Annotated in this window: 10 protein-coding genes, 1 pseudogene and 2 riboswitches; of the genes and pseudogenes, 3 read left to right on the top strand and 8 right to left on the bottom strand. The window is 75.2% G+C overall.

All coding sequences use genetic code 11. The features are described 5' to 3' along the window. Positions 1–88 precede the first annotated feature (88 nt). Positions 89–1,228, bottom strand: a complete 1,140-nt coding sequence (efeO, locus tag ABZY91_RS37190; RefSeq protein ID WP_355408069.1) for an iron uptake system protein EfeO — start codon at positions 1,226–1,228, stop codon at positions 89–91. A 352-nt stretch (positions 1,229–1,580) separates the two neighbouring features. Further along, complete coding sequence (locus tag ABZY91_RS37185; RefSeq protein ID WP_329882507.1) at positions 1,581–2,405, bottom strand: ATP-binding cassette domain-containing protein; 825 nt, start codon at positions 2,403–2,405, stop codon at positions 1,581–1,583. Positions 2,406–2,658: 253 nt separating this feature from the next. On the opposite strand from ABZY91_RS37185, the gene ABZY91_RS37180 reads away from it, so the two are divergent. Further along, positions 2,659–4,902, top strand: a complete 2,244-nt coding sequence (locus ABZY91_RS37180) for an AMP-binding protein (protein WP_355408067.1) — start codon at positions 2,659–2,661, stop codon at positions 4,900–4,902. 49 nt (positions 4,903–4,951) lie between these two features. Here ABZY91_RS37180 and ABZY91_RS37175 read toward each other — a convergent pair whose 3' ends face one another. Then, positions 4,952–6,286, bottom strand: a complete 1,335-nt coding sequence (locus ABZY91_RS37175) for a hypothetical protein (RefSeq protein WP_355408065.1) — start codon at positions 6,284–6,286, stop codon at positions 4,952–4,954. A 225-nt stretch (positions 6,287–6,511) separates the two neighbouring features. Between ABZY91_RS37175 and ABZY91_RS37170 the strand changes: the two genes are divergently transcribed. After that, a complete protein-coding gene (locus ABZY91_RS37170; RefSeq protein ID WP_355408063.1) occupies positions 6,512–8,104 on the top strand; it encodes a M4 family metallopeptidase in 1,593 nt (530 codons plus the stop codon). A gap of 251 nt (positions 8,105–8,355) precedes the next feature. On the opposite strand, the gene ABZY91_RS37165 is transcribed toward ABZY91_RS37170, so the two are convergent. From ABZY91_RS37165 to ABZY91_RS37145, 5 genes and pseudogenes are all read right to left on the bottom strand, one after another. Next, a complete protein-coding gene (locus ABZY91_RS37165) occupies positions 8,356–9,198 on the bottom strand; it encodes an ECF transporter S component (RefSeq protein ID WP_355408061.1) in 843 nt (280 codons plus the stop codon). Further along, entirely contained in the window at positions 9,195–10,838 is a 1,644-nt protein-coding gene (locus ABZY91_RS37160; protein ID WP_355408059.1) for an ATP-binding cassette domain-containing protein, read from the bottom strand. Before ABZY91_RS37160 ends, ABZY91_RS37165 begins: the two co-directional genes overlap by 4 nt. Continuing rightward, the gene (locus tag ABZY91_RS37155; RefSeq protein WP_355408057.1) at positions 10,835–12,088 is read right to left on the bottom strand and encodes an energy-coupling factor transporter transmembrane component T; all 1,254 of its coding nucleotides are present in this window, start codon (positions 12,086–12,088) and stop codon (positions 10,835–10,837) included. The genes ABZY91_RS37160 and ABZY91_RS37155 overlap by 4 nt, the downstream gene beginning before the upstream one ends. Before the next feature lie 745 nt (positions 12,089–12,833). Then, positions 12,834–13,337 (bottom strand): annotated as a pseudogene (locus ABZY91_RS37150) (hypothetical protein); the annotation flags it as partial. 53 nt (positions 13,338–13,390) lie between these two features. Beyond that, positions 13,391–16,342, bottom strand: coding sequence for a prenyltransferase/squalene oxidase repeat-containing protein (locus ABZY91_RS37145; protein ID WP_355408055.1), 2,952 nt, complete (start codon positions 16,340–16,342; stop codon positions 13,391–13,393). Between the two features lie 157 nt (positions 16,343–16,499). Next, positions 16,500–16,653, bottom strand: a riboswitch (cobalamin riboswitch). Between the two features lie 72 nt (positions 16,654–16,725). Further along, positions 16,726–16,802: riboswitch (cobalamin riboswitch) on the top strand. Between the two features lie 129 nt (positions 16,803–16,931). On the opposite strand from ABZY91_RS37145, the gene ABZY91_RS37140 reads away from it, so the two are divergent. Next, entirely contained in the window at positions 16,932–18,359 is a 1,428-nt protein-coding gene (locus tag ABZY91_RS37140; protein WP_355408053.1) for a hypothetical protein, read from the top strand. Positions 18,360–18,413: the final 54 nt, after the last annotated feature.

Here is an 18,413-nt window from a genome sequence, read left to right as displayed (position 1 = left end):
GGCCGCCACGGCGGTGTGGCTGGGTGGTGCGCGGTGCGGCGGCCCGGCCCGCCCGGGAAGCGGTGCGGGCGGGCCGCCGGCCCCGGCGCTATTCGGCGACGACCGCGGCGGCCAGCTTCGACAGCGGCTCGCCCAGCGCGTTGACCGCGTCGGAGAACGTCTTGCGCTCGGCCTCCGTGACCTTCTCGTACGAGGTGTAGGAGCCGTCGGCCTGCTTGTACTTGGCGAGCAGCGCCTCCAGGGCGGCGAACTCGGAGTCCAGCGTCTTCGCCAGCGCCGCGTCCTTCTCGGCGGCGACCGGCTTCAGCAGCTCGTACGCCTTCTTCGCGCCCTCGACGTTCGCGGCGAAGTCGGCCAGGTCGGTGTGGCTGTAGCGGTCCTCCTCGCCCGTCACCTTGCCGGTCGCGACCTCGTCCAGCAGTTCCTTGGCGCCGTTGGCCATGCCGGTCGCGGTGATCTCGGCCTCGGGGATCCGCTTCTGCCAGTCCTTCAGGTCGACGACCAGCTGGTCCGCCAGCTTCTTCTCCGCGTCGCCGACCGCCGCGTCGACCCAGAGCGACTTCTCCAGCTTGTGCCAGCCCGTCCACTCCTGACCCGGCTCCAGACCGTCCTCACGGGTGTCGGTCTTCGGGTCCACGTCACCGAAGCTCTCCGCCACCGGCTCGGTCCGCTCCCAGCCCGTGCGCGAGGGGGCGTACAGCGACTTCGCCCTCTCCAGGTCGCCGCCCTTGATCGCGGCGGCGAACGCCTCCACGGCCGGAACGGTCGCGTCCGCCTGCTCCTGGGCGTACGTGCGGTACGCGTCGACGGCCGCCGTCAGACGGGGGTCGACCGCCGCCGCCGAGCCCTCGCCGGTCACGGTGATCTTCTGGCGGATGCCGTCGCCGACCATCCCCGGCTTGCAGGCGATCTCGTACGAACCGGCCTTGATCTCGGCGTTGACGGTCGCCTTGGTCCCGGGGCCGATGTTCTCCCGCTCGGTGACGATCTTGTCACCGGCCGCGTAGACGTAGACCTCCGTGGTCTTCGACCCCTTGTTGGCGATGTCGAGGACGATGTGACCGGCCGGGAACGTGGCCTTCGAGACCTCGCAGGCGGTGTCGGTGGCGTTCACCTTGACGGCGTCGGAGCCCGCCTTGTCGTCCTTCTTCTGCGAGCAGCCGGCCAGTGCGGCGGTCGCCACGGCGAGGGTGAGCAGCGTGGCTGCGGTGGAACGACGGGCGGACATGGGGGCTCCAGCGGGCAGGACGTATGAGGGCAGGGCTGAGCGTGGACGTGGCAACGGCACGTTAGGCCCCCCGTCCACTTAGCTTAGGCATACCTTATGTACATCGGATTTCGCCGTCTACGCCCGGGACGGTAAAGAATGGGTAAGGCCGTCACCGCAGGTGAGAGCGGTCGCCCTGCGGGATACCGGTCGGTACACCGATCGTTTCCGGCCAAGGGGGCTCACGGCCGGCTCCGTCACCGGGCGCACCGAAGCGGGCTGGGGCGCGCCCCTCGACGGCGCACGCCCGGCGCCCGGCCACACCGGCGCCCGGCCTGCCCGGTGCCCACCGCTGCGGCGTGCCGGAGCGGCCTCAGCGCACCGGTGTGCGCCGGGCGGCGGCGCGCGCGGTCCAGCGGCCCTCGTGCCGGCTGATCCTGATCGGGTGGCCGAAGGTCACGCTGACCAGCTCGGTCGTCATCGCCTCGTCGACCGGGCCGGCCGCGACCGTCTCCCCCTCCCGCAGCAGCAGCGCGTGCGTGGTCGACTCCGGCAGCTCCTCCAGGTGGTGGGTGACCAGCACGCTCGCCAGGTCCGGGTGCTGGTGGCGCAGCAGGTCCAGGCTGTCCAGCAGCAGCTCACGGGCGGTCAGGTCCAGCCCGGTGGCCGGCTCGTCCAGCAGCAGCAGGCGCGGACTGGGCATCAGCGCACGCGCGATCAGCGCCCGGCCGCGCTCGCCCTGGGAGAGGGTCGTCCACGGGGACTCCGCCGCCGCCGTCATGCCGAGCGTGTCGATCAGGCGCTCGGCGCGGTCCCGCTCCTCCGGACCGGGCTTGCGGTACAGGTCCGGCTCGATGGTGTTGGTCAGGCCGGTCAGCACGACCTCCCGCACGGTCAGCGGCGAGCGCAGCGGGTGGCGCGGGTTCACGTGACCGAGGTGGGCGCGCAGCTCGCGGACGTCGACCCGGCCGAGCCGGCGACCGAGCACGTCCACCTCACCCCGGGTCGGGTGGGAGACCGCGCCGAGCAGGGCGAGCAGGGTCGACTTGCCGGCGCCGTTGGGCCCGAGCAGCGCCCAGTGCTCGCCGGCCCGGATCTCCAGATCGATCCCGCGCAGCAGGTGGCGCCCGCCGCGGACGACGTCGACGCCACGGGTGCGCAGCAGCGGGCCGGCGAAGGAAGGATCGGGCGTGCTCATGGTGGGGGCCTCCGGGGGCGGGTGTCGGGCAGGGGCGCGGCCTCGGCGCCGTACCGGGCGGGCGCGACGCCGACCGTCCGCGTGCAGAGTACAACCGTCGGCCCCGCCACGACCGTGCCGTCCGAGCCGTGGACACCGGCGCGACCCCGCACGCCCCTGTTCCGGAGGGGCAGTTGGCGGGAGTATCGGGGAACCGCGGAGGGCTTCTGCGCCGTCCCGCGAGGCAGCATCGGCACGGCGGAGGGGCGTATTCATGACAGGGACGGACGTACCGGTCGGGATCGGTTCGGGGCGGGCCGGGACGCTGCACGGACGGTTCGAGGAGCACGCGCGGCGGACGCCCGACGCGGTCGCCGTCCGGTGCGCCGGGCGGGAGTTGAGCTACGCGGAGCTCGACGCCCGGGCCGACCGGCTGGCCCGTCACCTGGCGGCACGGGGTCTCACCCCGGGCCGGCGCGCCGCGGTGGCGTTCGGCCGCGGCACCGAGGTGTACGTCGCCCTGCTCGCCGTGCTGAAGACCGGCGCCGCGTACGTGCCGCTCGAACCGAGCGCGCCCGACCCGCTGCTTCGGCACGTCCTGGCCGAGGCCGACCCGGTACTCGTCGTCACCGAGGAGAGCCACCGGCTGCGGCTCTCCGACGCGGGCGCGCGCGCCCTGTTCTGCGTGGACCCGGCGGCGGCCGGGATCGCCGAACTGCCGCCCCCCTCCCCCACGGTGGCGGTCGGACCGGAGGACCCGGCGGTGGTCTTCACCACCTCGGGCACGACCGGTGCGCCCCGCTGCATACCGATCGGGCACCGCAACCTGCTGGCCCTGCACCGCGGGTGGCACGAGGTCTACGGGCTCTCCCCCGCCGACCGGATCCTGACCACGGCGAGCCTGGAGTTCGACGTCTTCACCTCGGACTGGGTCCGCGCGCTCTGCTCCGGCGCCACCCTGGTGGTCGCCCCGCGCAACCACACCCTCGACCGGAGCGCCGACATCGCCGACCTGCCCGCGCTGGTGGCCTCCGAGCGGATCACCGTGCTGGAGCTGAACGTCCGCACCGCGCGCCGGCTCACGGCCCACCTCGTCGCGTCCGACACCGCGGTCGGCGCGGTGCACGACGCGGTGGCCGGCGGTCGGTCCGGCGGCCCGCTCGGCGGCCTGCTGTCGGGCGTGCGGGTGCTCACCGTCGGCGCCGACAAGTTCTGGCTGGACGAGCACCTGATGCTGCGGCAGCTGCTCGGCCCGTCGACCCGGGTGATCAACGTCTACGGGCTGGCCGAGGCCGCCGTCGACAGCACCTGGTACGAACCGACGGGCCCCGACGACGTGGCGGGGAGCGACCAGGTCTCGCTCGTCGGCGTGCCGTTCCCCGGCGTCCGGGTCTACGTCCTCGGCCCCGACCGTGCCCCCGCGCCGCCGGGCACCCTCGGCGAGATCGCACTCGCCGGTCCGGGCCTCGGCCGCGGCTACCTCAACCACGCGGACGAGACCGCGCAGCGGTACGCCCACGTCGCGTACGACCCGGACGGCCGGGTGCTGCTCACCGGCGACTACGGCCGGCTCCGGCCGGGCGGCGTCCTGGAGTTCGTCGCCCGCGCGTCGACCGCGCTCGGGGAGCCCCACCTCGCCCGCCCCGTCGGGGCGCCGGTCACCCTGGCCGCCGAGGCCGCCGTCGCAGGCGTCGTGGCCCACGGCGTCGAGACGGCGGCCCGCGCCGAGGCCCTGCTGCGCGCGCACCCCGGCGTGCGGGAGGCGGTGGTCACCGTGGTCCAGGTGTCACCCACCCGCCGCGAGACGGTCGGCTACGCGGTCGTCGAGCCGGGCGCCACCGGCGTGGACGGCTGGTCGCTCACCTCCTACCTCGCCGACCGGCTGCCGGAACACGGGGCACCGGCCGCCGTGGTGCCGCTGACCGAGCTGCCGCGCACCCGGGCGGGCAAGCTGGACCACGGCGCGCTGCCGCTGCCCGCCCCCGCCGACCACACCGCGCCGCGCCGCGCCGTCGGCGCGAAGGGCGGCGGCGGCAAGGGCGGCGGACGGGCCCGCAACACGGTCGAGGCCAGGGGGGCCGGCTGCGTCGGGATCTTCGTGGCGCTGGTGTTCTCGGTCCTGGCCTGGGTCTTCACCGACGCGCTCTGGCCCGGTTCCACGGACGTCTCGGCGGTGCCCGCCCCGTACGACACCTACTTCCAGGTGCTGTACCTCTTCGAGTGGGGCTCGTTCGGCCTGGGCGTGGTGTGGCTGCTCGCGGGGCCCGGCGCGCTCGTCGAGCTCGGGCGGCCGTTCTGGCTCTCGGTGGCCACGTACCTGTCGGTGTTCTGGCTGCTGGCCTCCTGGTGGCCGCAGGACAACATGTACCGGACCAGCGCGAAGGCGGACTGGTCCCGGCAGTCGCTGCTGGTCTACGTGTTCAACGTCGCGCTGATGGTCTCGGCCGCCGTCGTGGTCCGCTTCATGCTCTGGGATCCGCCCGCCCCGGTCCGGGACGAGCGGCGGGGCCGGCGGTAGGACGGGCGCACCGAGGGGGCGCGCCGAGGGGGGCGCGCCGAACGGCGGGTCAGCGCAGGGCCTCGAACATCCGGCCCAGCGCGTGGTGCGCCGCGCCGACCAGCGCCTCCGCCGCGTCCAGCACCTCGACGCTGTGCGCGGCGAGCGCCAGACCGACGGTCGGCTCCGGCTCGTGGCCGGCCGTCACGATCAACGGCAGGACGGTCGCGCCGAGCCGGGCGCACCGCGGGCGCAGCCGGTCCAGGTGCGCGTACAGCGCCTCCTGGGAGAGCCGGGCGCCCAGCGGCATCGCGTCCAGCGTGCGGACCAGGTGGCCGGGCCCGCGCACCTCGTCCAGCCGCTGCCGCAGGACGAAGGCGACGGCCGGCCCGGTGAGCCGCAGGTTCACCTCGGTCGGGGCGGGCCGTCGGTCCCGGTCGGTGACGAAGTCCACGTCGAACCAGCCCCGGTGGCCGGCCGCCGCCAGCCGCTCCCCCACCGCCAGCCCGAACCGCTCGGCGGTCGCCGCCACCCCCGGCGGCACCACGCCCGGGCCGACCGTCACCCCCTGGTAGCGGGTGCCGTCCACGGCCATCTCCCCGGCGCCCACCGGGTGCACCCGCCCGTCGTCGCCGATCACGGCGTCGAAGGTGAGGTCGCGCAGCCGGTCCGAGCCGGCCGGTCCGCCGTCCACGAACTCCTCCAGCAGCAGGGCGCCGCCGGGCGGCAGCACCTCCTCCCGGACCAGCCGGCGGAGCAGTGCGCGGGCGCCGCCGGCCGCGAACACCTCCTGCGGGGTGGCCACGACGGTCCCGTACCCGCCCACGCCGTGCGGGCTCTTCACCACGGTGGTCAGACCCCGCGCCGCCCGGATCGTCAACCGGCGCGCGGCCCGGCGCGGGCCGTCCGCGTGCTCCTGGCGGGGCACCCGCACGCCCGGGTGGTCGGGGGCGAGCGCCGTGAACAGCTCGTGCGCGGCCGCCTTGGACTCGTACCGGCGCACCGCCGCCAGCTCCGGCCCCTCGCCCTGCGCGGCGGTCCGGCCCCAGACGAGGACCGGCTCGCCGCCGCGCGCGAGGCGTTCCGCGAGCGCCGGGCGCCGTTCCAGCGCCCGGGCCACCGTTTCGCCGGGTGCCACGCCGCTGTGCAGGTCGACCGGGCCCCACGCCAACTCCCGGGCCAGCCAGTCGATCCAGTCCCGTTCGACCTCGGCCGGGAGCACCAGTGCCGCCGGCTCGGGGCTGTAGCAGGTCGCCATCCCGGCGTAGTGGTGCGCCTGCCGCAGCCGCCGCTCGCGCTGCGCCTGGTCCGTCCGCTCGTCGAGGAACTGCGCGTTGAAGTCGGCCACGTTGCCCACGTGCACGGCCCGGCGTCCGCCGGTCCAGGCCCCCACCCATCCGTCCATCCCGCGAGGGTACGGCCTCGGCGGGGCGTCCGCGACGGTTCCTCAGAGCGCGAGGAGCCCGGCGTCGGTGGTCGACGGTGCACGCAGGTCGAACGCACTCGATCATTTTTGATCAGTACAGGACACGACTTGGTCAAGAAATGGCGCCTCCTCTAGCTCAATCTGACTGACCACCGTCAACCTCGTGGCAGCTCCTTCCCTGCAGCTACCCCGACTGGAGTCAGAGTGAGCCCCATCTCCTCTTCCCGCCGCCGCCTCGCGGCCGGAGCCACCGCGGCCACCGCCGCCCTCCTCGCCGCCACCTTCACGGCCGGCACCGCCTCCGCCACCCCCACCGGCCGTGACGCGGCGATCGACCTGGCCCGGTCCAACGTCACCCACAACGCCGGCGTCTTCGGCTACGGCGACGGCCAGGACCTGGTGGTCAAGGACGTCGTCCTGGACGCCGACGGCACCCAGCACGTCCGCTTCGACCGCACCTACCTCGGCCTGCCCGTCGTCGGCGGCGACCTGGTGGTCCACCAGGACGCCCGCGGCCGGCTCAAGGACTCCTCCCGCGCCGCCGCCCACGACGCCGCCGTGGCCTCGATCGTCCCCAAGGTCCCCGCCCAGCTCACCGCCGGCCGCGCACTCGAAGCAGCCCCGGGCGTGGCCGACGCCACCAGCAGCCCCGAACTGGTCGTCTGGGCCGCCGACGGCACCCCCCGCCTCGCCTGGCGCACCACCGTCCGGGGCACCGGCGAGCACGGCCAGCCCACCGGCCGCGTCGTCGTCACCGACGCCCGCAGCGGCGAGCAGATCGAGTCCTACGACTCCGAGCACCAGGCCGCAGGCACCGGACACTCCGAGTACACCGGCGACATCACCGTCGACACCACCCCGCAGTCCGGCGGCTACGCCCTGATCGACCCCCTGCGCGGCCACCGGACCAGGGACGCGCGCAACGCCGGCGCCGGCTCGATCACCCCCACCTCCGGCACCCTCTTCACCGACGCCGACAACGTCTGGGGCGACGGCAGGAAGTTCTCCACCGACCGCGCCACCGCCGCCGTCGACGCCCACGCCAACACCGCCCTGACGTACGACTACTACAAGAGCGTCTTCGCCCGCAACGGCATCAGGAACGACGGCAAGGGCGCCACCGTCTTCGTCCACGTCGGCACCAAGTGGGACAACGCCCAGTGGTCCGACACCTGCTTCTGCATGCTGACCGGCGACGGCGACGGCAGCGTCGACCCCGAACAGGTCGACCTCGACACCATGGGCCACGAGATGACCCACGGCGTCACCAGCGCCACCGCCAACCTCCGCTACAGCGGCGAGTCCGGCGGCCTCAACGAGGCGACCTCGGACATCTTCGGCACCATGGTCGAGTGGTACGCCGACAACACCGTCGACAAGCCGGACTACCTGTTCAGCGACCAGTCCACCCCGCCGTGGCTGCGCCGCTTCGACAAGCCCTCACTGGACGGATCGTCCGCCGACTGCTGGACGAAGAAGGTCGGCCAGCTCGACGTCCACCACTCCTCCGGCGTCGGCAACCACTGGTTCTTCCTCGCCAGCGAGGGCAGCGGAACCAGGACCGTCAAGGGCGTCACCTACACCAGCCCGACCTGCAACGGCTCCAGCGTCACCGGCGTCGGCAACCAGAAGATCGCCAAAATCTGGTACCGCGCGCTCACCGTCTACATGACATCCACCACCGACTACAAGGGCGCCCGCGCCGCGTCGCTGAACGCCGCCGGTGACCTGTACGGGCTCAACAGCCCCGAGTACCGGGCGGTCGCGGCCGCCTGGAGCGCCGTCTCCGTCGGCTGACCCCGGCCCCGGCACCCACGGCCCGTCGCCCCGGCAGGGGTGGCGGGCCGGCTCTCCGTGGGCGCCCGGCGCACCGCACCGGACGTCAGGAACGCTCCGCCGGGCCGGCGGCGGGCGGCCTCCGGCCCGTCGCACTGGTCGGGGGACAGCACGACGAGCCGGACCGAGGGCCTTTCTGATTCGTCCGGCCCCCAGGAGGGCACGGCCCAGGAGGGCACGGCGCAGGAGGACGCAGCGCGCGAGAGCGCCGTTCAGGAGGGCGCCGTCCCGGTCGGCCGCGCGGCGGCCCCTGCCGGCGGGGCGCCGCCACCCGGGCCCTCGAACCGCACGGTCGGCTCGAAGTTGGCACGGCGGGCCGCGCGGCGGAAGACGGTGAGGACCGCCGGACCGACCACGAGGACGGCGACGAAGGTGGTCACCGCCCGGCCGGTGTCCCAGCCGAGCGAGGTGGCCAGGTCGAACAGCAGGTAGCGGTGCCACTGTTCGGTGAAGGGCAGCCCGGGCAGGTAGGCGATCGAGCTGTTCGGGTCGGTCGCGAACGGCCAGAACGAGAGGTTCAGCAGGAAGCCGAAGAGGTACCCGGAGAAGGCGCCGTAGCCGGCCAGTACCGGGACCTCCCAGCGGCGCGGCAGCTTGGGGAGCAGGCCGGCGAGCATGCCCACGAAGGCGCAGCCGAACATCTGGTAGGGCATCCAGGGGCCGACCCCGCCGGTCAGGAGGGCGGACGCGAACAGGGAGGTGCAGCCGAGCGTGAAGCCGAAGCCGGGGCCGAAGACCCGGCCGGCGAGGACGAGGACGAAGAAGACCGTCTCCACCCCGGCCGTCCCGGCGCCGAGCGGGCGCAGGCCCGCGTTGACGGCCGACAGGACACCGAGCATGGCGAGGGCCTTGGCGTCGATGCCGCCGGCCGAGATCTCCGCGATCACGACGGCGAGCACCAGGATCAGCAGGGCACCGAAGATCAGCGGCGGGGCGTAGGAGGAACCGAACGTCCCCGGGGCGACGACGAAGGGCCAGGTGAAGGCGACGAGGCCGATGAAGGCGGCCAGCGCCACCACGACCCGGGCCCGGCCGGGTATCCGGACGGCGGTCACCGGGCGGCCTCCACCGGTGCGAGGGCTGCGGCGACCTGGCGTGTGGTCAGGTACGGGAGCGGGGCGAGGATCTTCGCGGTCTGGGGCGCGAAGGTGGGCGAGGCGACGATGACCTCGGCGGTGGGACCGTCCGCGACGATCTCGCCCTCGGCCATCACCACCACCCGGTCGGCCGCGCCGGCGACGAACTCGACGTCGTGGGTGGAGACCACCACGGTGCGGCCCTCGGCGGCGAGGGCGTCGACGATGCCGGTCAGCGCCTCCTTCGCGTGGTAGTCGAGCCCTCGGGTGGGTTCGTCCAGCAGCACCACCCTGGGGGCGGCGGCCAGCTGGATCGCGAGGACCAGGGCCAGCTTCTGGCCTTCGGAGAGGTCCCGGGGGTGGGCCCCGTCGGGGATCCCGGGGGCGAGGCGGTCGAGGATCCGCCGTGCGGTCGGCCCCTCGGCGGACGCGGCCTCCCGGTCGCTCTGGGCGAGTTCCTGGGCCACGGACTCCAGGTAGAGCAGGTCGGTGGGGGTCTGCGGGACGAGCCCGACCAACTGCCGGGCCTCGGCAGCGGGGAGGCGTTTGGGGTCCTTCGGCGGCTCGCCGCCGGCCCGGGCGACCTTCACGCTGCCGCCCTGCCGGGGGCCGGAGCCCTGGAGCGCCCAGAGCAGGGACGACTTCCCGGAGCCGTTGCGCCCCATCAGCGCGGTCACCTCCCCGGCCCTCAGGTCCAGGGTGACCTCCCGGACGGCGGCCACCTGGCCGTAGCGCACCACGATCCGTTCGGCGCTCAACACGGTCTCCCCGGCGCCGGGTTCGTGGCGAGGTGCCGGGGCGGGAAGCGCGGCCAGGCGCTCCCGCAGGGGGCCGGCGGCCCTGCGGGCGTCGCGGACGGAGAGCGGCAGCGGGCTCCAGCCGGCCAGCCGGCCGAGGCCGACCACGGGCGGAGCGATCGCGGTGTGCCGGAACACCTCGGCGGGCGGCCCGTGCACGACGGTGCCGTCACCGGGCAGGTAGGCGACCCGGTCGGCGTACTGGACGACGCGCTCCAGCCGGTGCTCCGCGAGCAGGACGGTCACGCCGAGGTCGTGCACCAGCCGGGTGATCGCGGCGAGGACCTCCTCGGCGGCGGTCGGGTCGAGCGCGGAGGTGGGCTCGTCCAGCACCAGGACGCGGGGGTGCGCGGTCAGCACGGATCCGATGGCGACCCGCTGTTGCTGGCCGCCGGAGAGCTCGTACAGCGCACGGTGGCGCAGGTCGGCCAGGCCCAGCAGGTCGAGGGTCTCCTCGACGCGCTTGCGCATCACGTCCGGGGGCACGGCCAGCTGCTCCATGGCGTAGGCGAGCTCCTCCTCGACCGTGTCGGTGACGAAGCCGGCCAACGGGTCCTGCCCCACCACGCCGACCACGTCGGCCAGTTCGCGCGGCGGGTGGTGGGCGGTGTCACGCCCGTCCACCGTCACCCGGCCGCGCAGGGTGCCGCCGGTGAAGTGCGGCACGAGACCGTTCACGGCGCCGAGCAGGGTGGACTTGCCGACCCCGGTGCGGCCGACCACCAGGCAGAGCTCGCCCTCCGGGACGTGGAGGTCGACGTCCCGGAGTACCGGGCCGGTCCCGCCGTCGTACACCACGCCGACCTGGTCGAATCGGATCACTTGGTCACCTCGGTGTGCGGGCGGGCGGTGCTGTCGGTACGGACGGCGCTCCTCGTCGCTCCGGGCGGGCGCTGCCCCGGTACGGCGCCCGGTCCCGGCACGGCGCCGGGTCCGGACGGGCGGCCGGAGGGCGGCGAGATCACCCCGGCGGCGCCGGCCAACAGCAGCGCGACCACCGGGACGATCGGCAGGCTGGGCCAACTCAGCGGATACAGGGAGGGGTTGAGATCGGTGGCGTCGTAGCCGACCGTCCCGAACAGCAGGACGGCGGCGGCCACACCGCACCCGGCGACACCCCATTCGGCGGCCCGCCAGCGGTCCGGCCGATAGGTGGTGCGCCTGACCCGCCGGCCGCCGAGCGCCAGACCCGCCGCGCAGAGCCCGGCGCCCGCGAGCAGCGCGGGAGCTCCCAGCGCGGCGGGGGCGGTACCGTCCAGGAGCCCGTAGACCCCGGCGCAGAGGCCGCACATGCCGGCCAGCATGAGGGCGCCGGTCGCCCGGCGGGAGCCTCGGGTGGCGGTGCCGGCGCGCCCGTAGCCGCGCGAGTCCATCGCGGCGGCCAGGTGCAGCGAGCGCTCCAGCGCGTCCTCCAGCACCGGGACGACGATGCTGCGCAGCGCGCGGACGCCCTTGCTCTGCCCGGCGCGCAACCGCCGTGCCCGGGTGACGCGTTGGACGCTCTGCACGAGCTGCGGCGCGACGCTGAGCGACACCGTCACGGCCACCCCGAGCTCGTACAGGGCCCCGGGCAGGACACGCAGCGCCCGCTTGGGGTTGGCCAGGGTGTTGGCGGCTCCGATGCAGCAGAGCAGGCAGGCCAGGCGCAGCCCGTCGAAGGCCGCGGAGAGGGTGGCCTCCAGGGAGACCGGGCCGCCGATCCGGATGCCCGCGTACCAGGCGGGCGTCGGGATGTGCGGGAGGGAGAAGAGCAGGTGGTCGTGCGGGGTGATGCCGGTGGCGAAGACGCACCGGAAGACCACCCGGATCGCCACGACGGTCAGGGCCAGCCACAGGTAGTACTTGAACCCCCGGGCCCACGGGGCCTCGGTGCGACGGGCGGTGACCACGTAGCCGAGGACGGCGAGGACGAGGAGGAGCAGCAGCGGGTTGGTGGTGCGGCTGGCCGCGGTCGCCAGGGCCAGGGCCCAGATCCACCACGCCAGGGGGTGGAGGTCGCGCGGGCTGCGCCGGCCCCCCGCAGCCCGCCCGGGGGCGGACTGCGGGGGGCCGGCGCGGTGCTTGTCGGGCATGCTCACCTGATCACTCGGCCCGTCGGCGGCGGCGCGCGGCGACCACGGTGGCCCCGCCCAGCAGCACCACGAGGACGACCGCGACCACGGCGGGGACCATCGATCCGGTGTCGTGCGGGGCGTCGGCGACCGGTGCCGCGTTCATCACCGGCGGGCCCGCGGCGTCCACGGGCGCCGACGGGACCGGGGTGGCGGTGGGCGTCGCGGGCCCGGTCCCGTCGGCTGCCCGGGTCTCCGACGGGGCCGGGGCGGGAGTCTCGGCGCCCTCGGCTGCCGGGGGTGCGGACTCCGTGGAGTCCGGGGCCGGCGTGGCCGGTGCGGGGGCCACGGGTGCCGGAGCCGTCGGCCCGGACCGGTCGGAGCCGCCGGACGTGCCGGTCGGGGGCGCGCCCGTGGTCGGCCGCTTCGGGGCAGCGCCACCGCTCGTACCGCCGCCGCTCGTACCGGCGCTACTCGTGCCGGCGCTGCCTGCGGATCCGCCCGTCGCGGTGCCGCCGCTGCCGGAGGTGGCGGCACCCCCGGAGGACGTGCCGCCACCGGACGAGGCGGCGCCTCCGGACGAGGTGGTACCCCCGGAGGAGGACCCGCCGCCGGAGGAGCCACCGCCGCCGGAGGTCCCGCTGCCCCCGGAGGAGCCGCCGCTGCCACCGCCGGTCACCGTGCCGGCCGTGCCGCCTCCGGTCGAGCCGCCGCCGGCCGTGCCGGGGTCGGTCGTCGGCGCGGGCGGCTCGGGAGTGGCGTTCGTACCGCCGCCCGGCGCCGTGTTGTGCGCACGCACGGTGTCCGGCGAGAAGGTGGGGCGCCCTTCGGTTCCCTCGATGTTGGTGCCACCGAAGATCCACAGGTCGACGCTGCCGGGCTTCGGCTGGTAGCTCATCGCGCCGAGCTGGCTGTAGGACCAGCTGTTCTGACCCGGGTCCGCGTGCCAGTACGACCAGTAGGCCGAGGCCGGGGGCGTCAGGACACACTTCTCCTGCTCCGGGGGCGGGAACTGCTTGCCGCCCTGGAAGCCGCTGTACCCGATCCGGCAGATGAACGCCGGGCCGTCGTGCCCGGTCCCGGTGGTCTTCCAGCCGCCCTGGTTCAGCAGGCTGTACCCGGTGGTCGGGGTGGTCCCGCAGGAGCGCAGGAGCGGGCCGCCCCACTTGCTGAGGTCCACCGCGAGCACCACGCCGGAGCCGGTGGTGCACTGCTCGATCGGCAGCGGGGCCGCGGCGGCCGGGGTCGCGCCCGCACCGAGCCCGCCGATCGCGAAGGCGAGCGCCGCGGTGGCGGCCCCGAAGATCCGGCCGATCCGCCGGATCACCGGTGACGCCCCGGGGTGGAGCCCGACCGGCGACGGGCGACCAGGACGGCTCCGGCGCCGACGGCGGCCAGCAGGCCGGCGGCGGTCGTCAGCACCAGTGCCTCGGTCCCGGTCCCGGCCAGGCTGCCGGTGTCGGTCCGGACGTGTGCGCCGCCGACCGGGGCGCCGTCGCCTCGCACCGGATCACCGGCACCTCCGACGCCACCGGAGCCTCCGGCACCGCCCGCCCCGCCGGGGAGCAGCGAGTCACCGGGTCGGGCGGTCGTGCCCCCGGTAGGCGTGGTGACGGCCGTGGGCGTGCCGGTGGGTACGGGAGTACCGGTGGGCGTCGGCGAACCGGGCAGAGTGCCCGACGGCGTGCCGGTCACGGTCGATGTCGCGGTGGGCGTGGCCGTGGGCGTGGGCGTGGCCGTGGGCGTCGGGGTGCCGGTGGCGGTCGGGGTCGGCGTGGCGGTGGGCGTCGGCGTACCGGTCGGCGTGGCCGTCGCGGTCGGGGTGGGTGTCGGCGTGCCGCCGAGGTCGCGGCGCAGGGTGCCGAAGGAGATCCCGGTGGCACCGCCCACGGCCTGGGTGGAGGCCCGCACGTCCGATCCCTGCTGTCCGGCGGAGGCGACGTCGAAGCCCCCGTCGCCGTTCTGCTGCCCGGCGAGGAAGTCGAGCGCCTTCGCGATCGGTGCGGCGTAGGCGGACTGACGGAGGGTCAGGCCCTGGACCGCGAGGGCGGCCGAGTTGGTGGAGTTCCCGGCCGCACCCGGGAAGCCCCCGTCGGCCAGCTGTCGCCCGGCCAGCCAGGCCAGTCCCTTGTCGACCGCCCGCGCGGCCTCGTCCCCGGGGACGAGCGCGAGGGCCATGGCGGCCATCGCGGTGCTGTCCACGTCGGAGTCGCCGGTGGCGGGGATGAGGCTCGGCCAGGAGCCGTCGGCGTGCTGGAGGCTCTCCAGGTAGGCGACCGGCGAGGTGGCGCTCGCGGTGTCCCCGGCGCGCAGCTGGGCCATGATGCCGAGAGCCTGGGAGAAGACCGACGTGGCGTAGGTGTAGTTGCCGGGGCCGGCGCAGCCGGTGGCCTCGTCGGCCTTGGCGCAGACGGCCGCGGCCAGGGCGGCGATCAGGTCGTGCCCGCCGAAGGCCCGCGGGTTGCGGCCGACGACCTCGGCGAGCAGCGCCTCCTTGCCCAGCGAGCCGCCGCCCGCGTACTCGGTGCCGATGCTGGTCCAGTCGTTGACGGTGCGCCCGTTGGGGTCCGTGCCCTGCTGGTCGAGGAAGTCGACGATCCGGCGCAGGGCCGCGTCGTTCGCGCCCGTGGCGGCGAGCGCGAAGGCGCCGTCGATGGTGAGGCCGAAGTCCGCGAAGGTCGGGAACGCCTCGTAGTAGTGGCCGTCGATCAGGTTGGCCGGGGCGGTGAGGTAGGAGCTGCCCCGGGCCAGGTCGGGGGCCCGGCCGGCGGGCGTGGTCGGCGGGGTGGTGGTGGCACCGTTCGGGTTGTGGCGGACGGTGGTCAGATCGGTTCCGGTCAGGGCCAGGACGGCCTGCTCGGTGGCGGCCGCGTCGGCCTCGGTGGTCGACTCGTCGGGGCCGAAGCCGCCGTCCTCGCCCTGGCGGGCGGCCAGCCAGGCCTTGGCGGTGGCCTGTTTGGCCCCCTGTCCGACGGCCTTCAGCGTCTGGGCCGCGGCGGCGGTGCTCGTGGTGTCGCCGGCGGCGCCGACGTAGGGGGCGTAGGAGCCGTCGGCCTGCTGGCTCGCGGCGAGCTGGTCCGCGGCCTTCTTCGCGGTGGGCTCGAAGCCGGCCGCCGGGCGCAGGGCGAGGACGGCGAGGCCGGTGGCCACCGGGTCGGACTCGCAGTGGCCGCCGGCCACGATCATCGAGCCGGCGATGCCTCCGTCGGCGCACTGCAGGACCGTGAAGCGGGCGAGCGTCGCGGCGGGCGGCGTGACGCCGGCGCGCTGCAGGGCGATCACGGCCCACGCCTGCACCCAGGGCGAGGCCGCACCGTGGAAGTCCCCGGCCGCGGTGCACTTCCCGTTCTCTCCGGCCGCGACGCACACGTGGTCGGAGAGCGCGGCGATCAGGTCGCGGCCGCCGAAGTCCCGGGGGTTGCCGTCGGTGCTCTCGGCGACCAGGGCCAGCAGCGCGGCGGCCTTGGAGTCGGGCTTGCCGCTCGGTCCGTCCGGGTACAGGAAGGCGTCGGTGCGGGCGGCGAGGTAGGCGACGACCTTGCGCAGGGCCGGGTCCTGGGTCCCGGCGGCGGCCAGGGCTGTCGCGGTGAGGGAGGTCCGGGGGAAGTCGGCCCCCTCGAAGGCCCAGTTCCCCATGTACTCGCCGTTGACGAGGCGGCCCGCCAGCCAGGCCGCCGCGGCGGCGGGGTCTCCCGCGGGCGGCGGGAGGGTCGGGCTCGGGGACGCCGACGGCGACGCGGAGGCGGACGGCGACGGACCGGTGTTCCTGGCCCGGACGGAGTCCGGGGTGAAGGAGGGCGCTCCGCTCGTCCCGCCGATGTCGGTGCCGCCGTACACCCAGGCCTCGACCTCGCCGGGCTTGGGCTTCTGCGTGCCGGCGCCGTAGCGGCTGTAGGACCAGGTCGCCTGGCCGGGCTCGGCGATCCAGTAGGACCAGTACGCCGTCGCCTGGGGGGTGTTGACGCAGGGTTCCTCGGCGACGGTGGGGTACTGGGTGCCGTTGCCGAAGGCGCCGTTACCGAGCCGGCAGATGAAGGCGGGGCCGTCGTGCTCGGTGCCGGTGGTGGTGAAGCCCGCGTTGTGCAGCAGGTCCATCCCGGTCGTGGGGTGGGCGTCGCAGCCGCGGACGACTCCGCCGCCCCAGTGGCCGAAGTCGACGGCGACGATCGCTCCGGTGGTGGCGGTGCACTCCTCGATCGGGTCCGCGGCGGCCCTGCCGGGGTGTCCGAGCAGGACCGTGCCGCCTGCGGCGATCGCGACGGCACCGGTGGCCACCAGGGACGTGAACCCCCGGGCTCTGTGACTCGTACGACTGCTGCTGGCCCTCACCGGCGACTCCCTGATCAGTCGTCGGGATGCCACAACGCAGCCAACGGCCTCCTTCGCGCGGGGCCGTTCTGACCGCGTCGTAGTCCACGACGACGCAAGCACTCCTGGAACAAGGCCCCGGCGCAGGCATTCCGGCTCACCAGCCCGGGGTGGGGCGGGTCTACGGTTGCGGGTCAGCGCCGGAATCGGACCGGCTTCCCCTGACTGCCGAGGATGAAAAAGCATTTCATCAGACCACGCTCGCGGAGTCGGCGTCAACGAAGCGTCATGTCTCCTTCCCCACCTCGTGACTGCCCCGCCGGTGCGGTAGCGTCCGCGGTGGCCGAGCGGGGGAATCCGGTGTGAATCCGGGGCTGACGCGCAGCGGTGTGGGGCGGTGACCGTGCCGGCCCGAGCCCGAATGCCCGCCCGGCCGCGCAGCATCAGCGAAAGCCAGCCCACGCGATCCGGGCGGCGGCCGCCCCAGCCGCCGCGCGCCCGACCGGGCACCGGGGCCGGGGCCGGATCGGCGCCCGCCACACCAAGGAGCCGTTCCGTGCCCGTTCCCGCCTCCTCGCGCTTCGCCTCCTCGCGCGCCGCCTCCGCGGTGACCGTCTCGCTGGCCGCCGGCGCCCTCGTGCTGTCGGCCGTCCCCGCCCACGCGACCGCGACCCCGGCCCAGATAGCCACCTCGAAGAGCACCGGCGTCACCTACCTGAAGTCCCTCCAGGCCGCGGACGGGAGCTACGTCACCGGCGGCGGGCTCTCCAACGAGTGGGCGTTCAGCGCGCTGGCCGCCGCCGGTACGGCCGCGGCGGACGTGACCCCCGGGGGCGACGCCACCAAGAACGCCCGGCTCGTCTACCGCAACCAGCTCGCCGCCGCCACCTGGCCGGGCGCCTCGCCGGTCGTCACCGACTACGAGCGCGGCGCCCTCAACGCGTACGCCGCGGGGATCGACCCCGCGCGCGTCGGGCCGGGCCGCAACCTCGTCGCGGACCTGGTCGCCTACTGGCAGACCGCCGAGCCCGGCTACTACGGCCCCTCCGCCAACTTCAACGGCACGGTCTTCGGGCTGCTCGCCCTCGGCGGCGCCAGGACCCAGGGCGGCGGGCAGCGCGTCCCGCAGGCCCTGCTGGACGCCTCGGTCGCGACCGTGCGCGCCAACCAGCACACCGACGGCGGCTGGAACTACAGCAAGGCCGCCGGCGACCCCGTCGCGCTCGGCCAGGGCAGCGACATCGACATGACCGGCGCCGCCATGGCCTCGCTGTGCAGCGGCGGCGTCCCCAACACCGACTCCGCCGTCGTCGCGGCCAAGAACTTCCTGAAGGGCAAGCTCGTCGCCTCCGGCGCCTTCAACTCGATGTGGGGCGCCAACACCGACTCCAACGGCTGGGCCGTGTCCGGCCTCAACGCCTGCGGGATCAACGCGCAGGGCGTCGACTTCACCAGCGGCACCGGCAAGACCCCGATCGACTTCCTGATCGCCCAGCAGTTCAAGCCCGGCGGCGGCTTCAAGTACCTGCCCACCGACACCACCCCGTCCCCCTACGCCTCCGTGGACGGCCTGCGCGCCGTGGCCGGCGGCGGGTTCACCGCCACCCCGCCCGCGCCGACGGCGGCCGGTGAGCCCGCCTGGGCCGCCACCACCGGCTTCACCCCCGGCACCGCCGCCCGGCTCGCCCTCGTCGTGGACAACGGCACCGCCCCGCTGAAGGTCTGCGCCGTCACCCTCACCCCGACCGGCGCCACCACGACCCTGGGCGCCGTCCTCGACGCCGCCGCGACCGCCACACCGAGCGGCTGCGTCACGTCGGTCACGCCGTCCACCGGCAGCGGCACGATCACCGCGGTCAACGGCACCGCCAACAGCGGCGCGTCGACCTGGAAGGTGAGCCTGGACGGTGCCGCCGCCACCGGCGCCACCCGGGCCACCGTCGTCCACGTCGGCGACACCGTGTCACTGCGCTACGGCAGCTGACCCGCGGCCGGCCCCCCGGCCGGGCGCGGTGGCCGGGCGCGGGCTCCCCGCGCC

Source organism: Kitasatospora sp. NPDC002965 (genome assembly GCF_040611255.1).
GTDB lineage: Bacteria > Actinomycetota > Actinomycetes > Streptomycetales > Streptomycetaceae > Kitasatospora.
Note: the sequence above shows the minus strand (reverse complement) of the source record. Positions and strands in the feature narration are given on the sequence as shown.

Excerpts from the sequence above, each read along its gene's own strand:
- ABZY91_RS37155 (WP_355408057.1), bottom strand. The coding sequence starts at position 12,088 with ATGCCCGACAAGCACCGCGCCGGCCCCCCGCAGTCCGCCCCCGGGCGG.
- ABZY91_RS37175 (WP_355408065.1), bottom strand. The coding sequence starts at position 6,286 with ATGGACGGATGGGTGGGGGCCTGGACCGGCGGACGCCGGGCCGTGCAC.
- efeO (WP_355408069.1), bottom strand. The coding sequence starts at position 1,228 with ATGTCCGCCCGTCGTTCCACCGCAGCCACGCTGCTCACCCTCGCCGTG.
- ABZY91_RS37185 (WP_329882507.1), bottom strand. The coding sequence starts at position 2,405 with ATGAGCACGCCCGATCCTTCCTTCGCCGGCCCGCTGCTGCGCACCCGT.
- ABZY91_RS37180 (WP_355408067.1), top strand. The coding sequence starts at position 2,659 with ATGACAGGGACGGACGTACCGGTCGGGATCGGTTCGGGGCGGGCCGGG.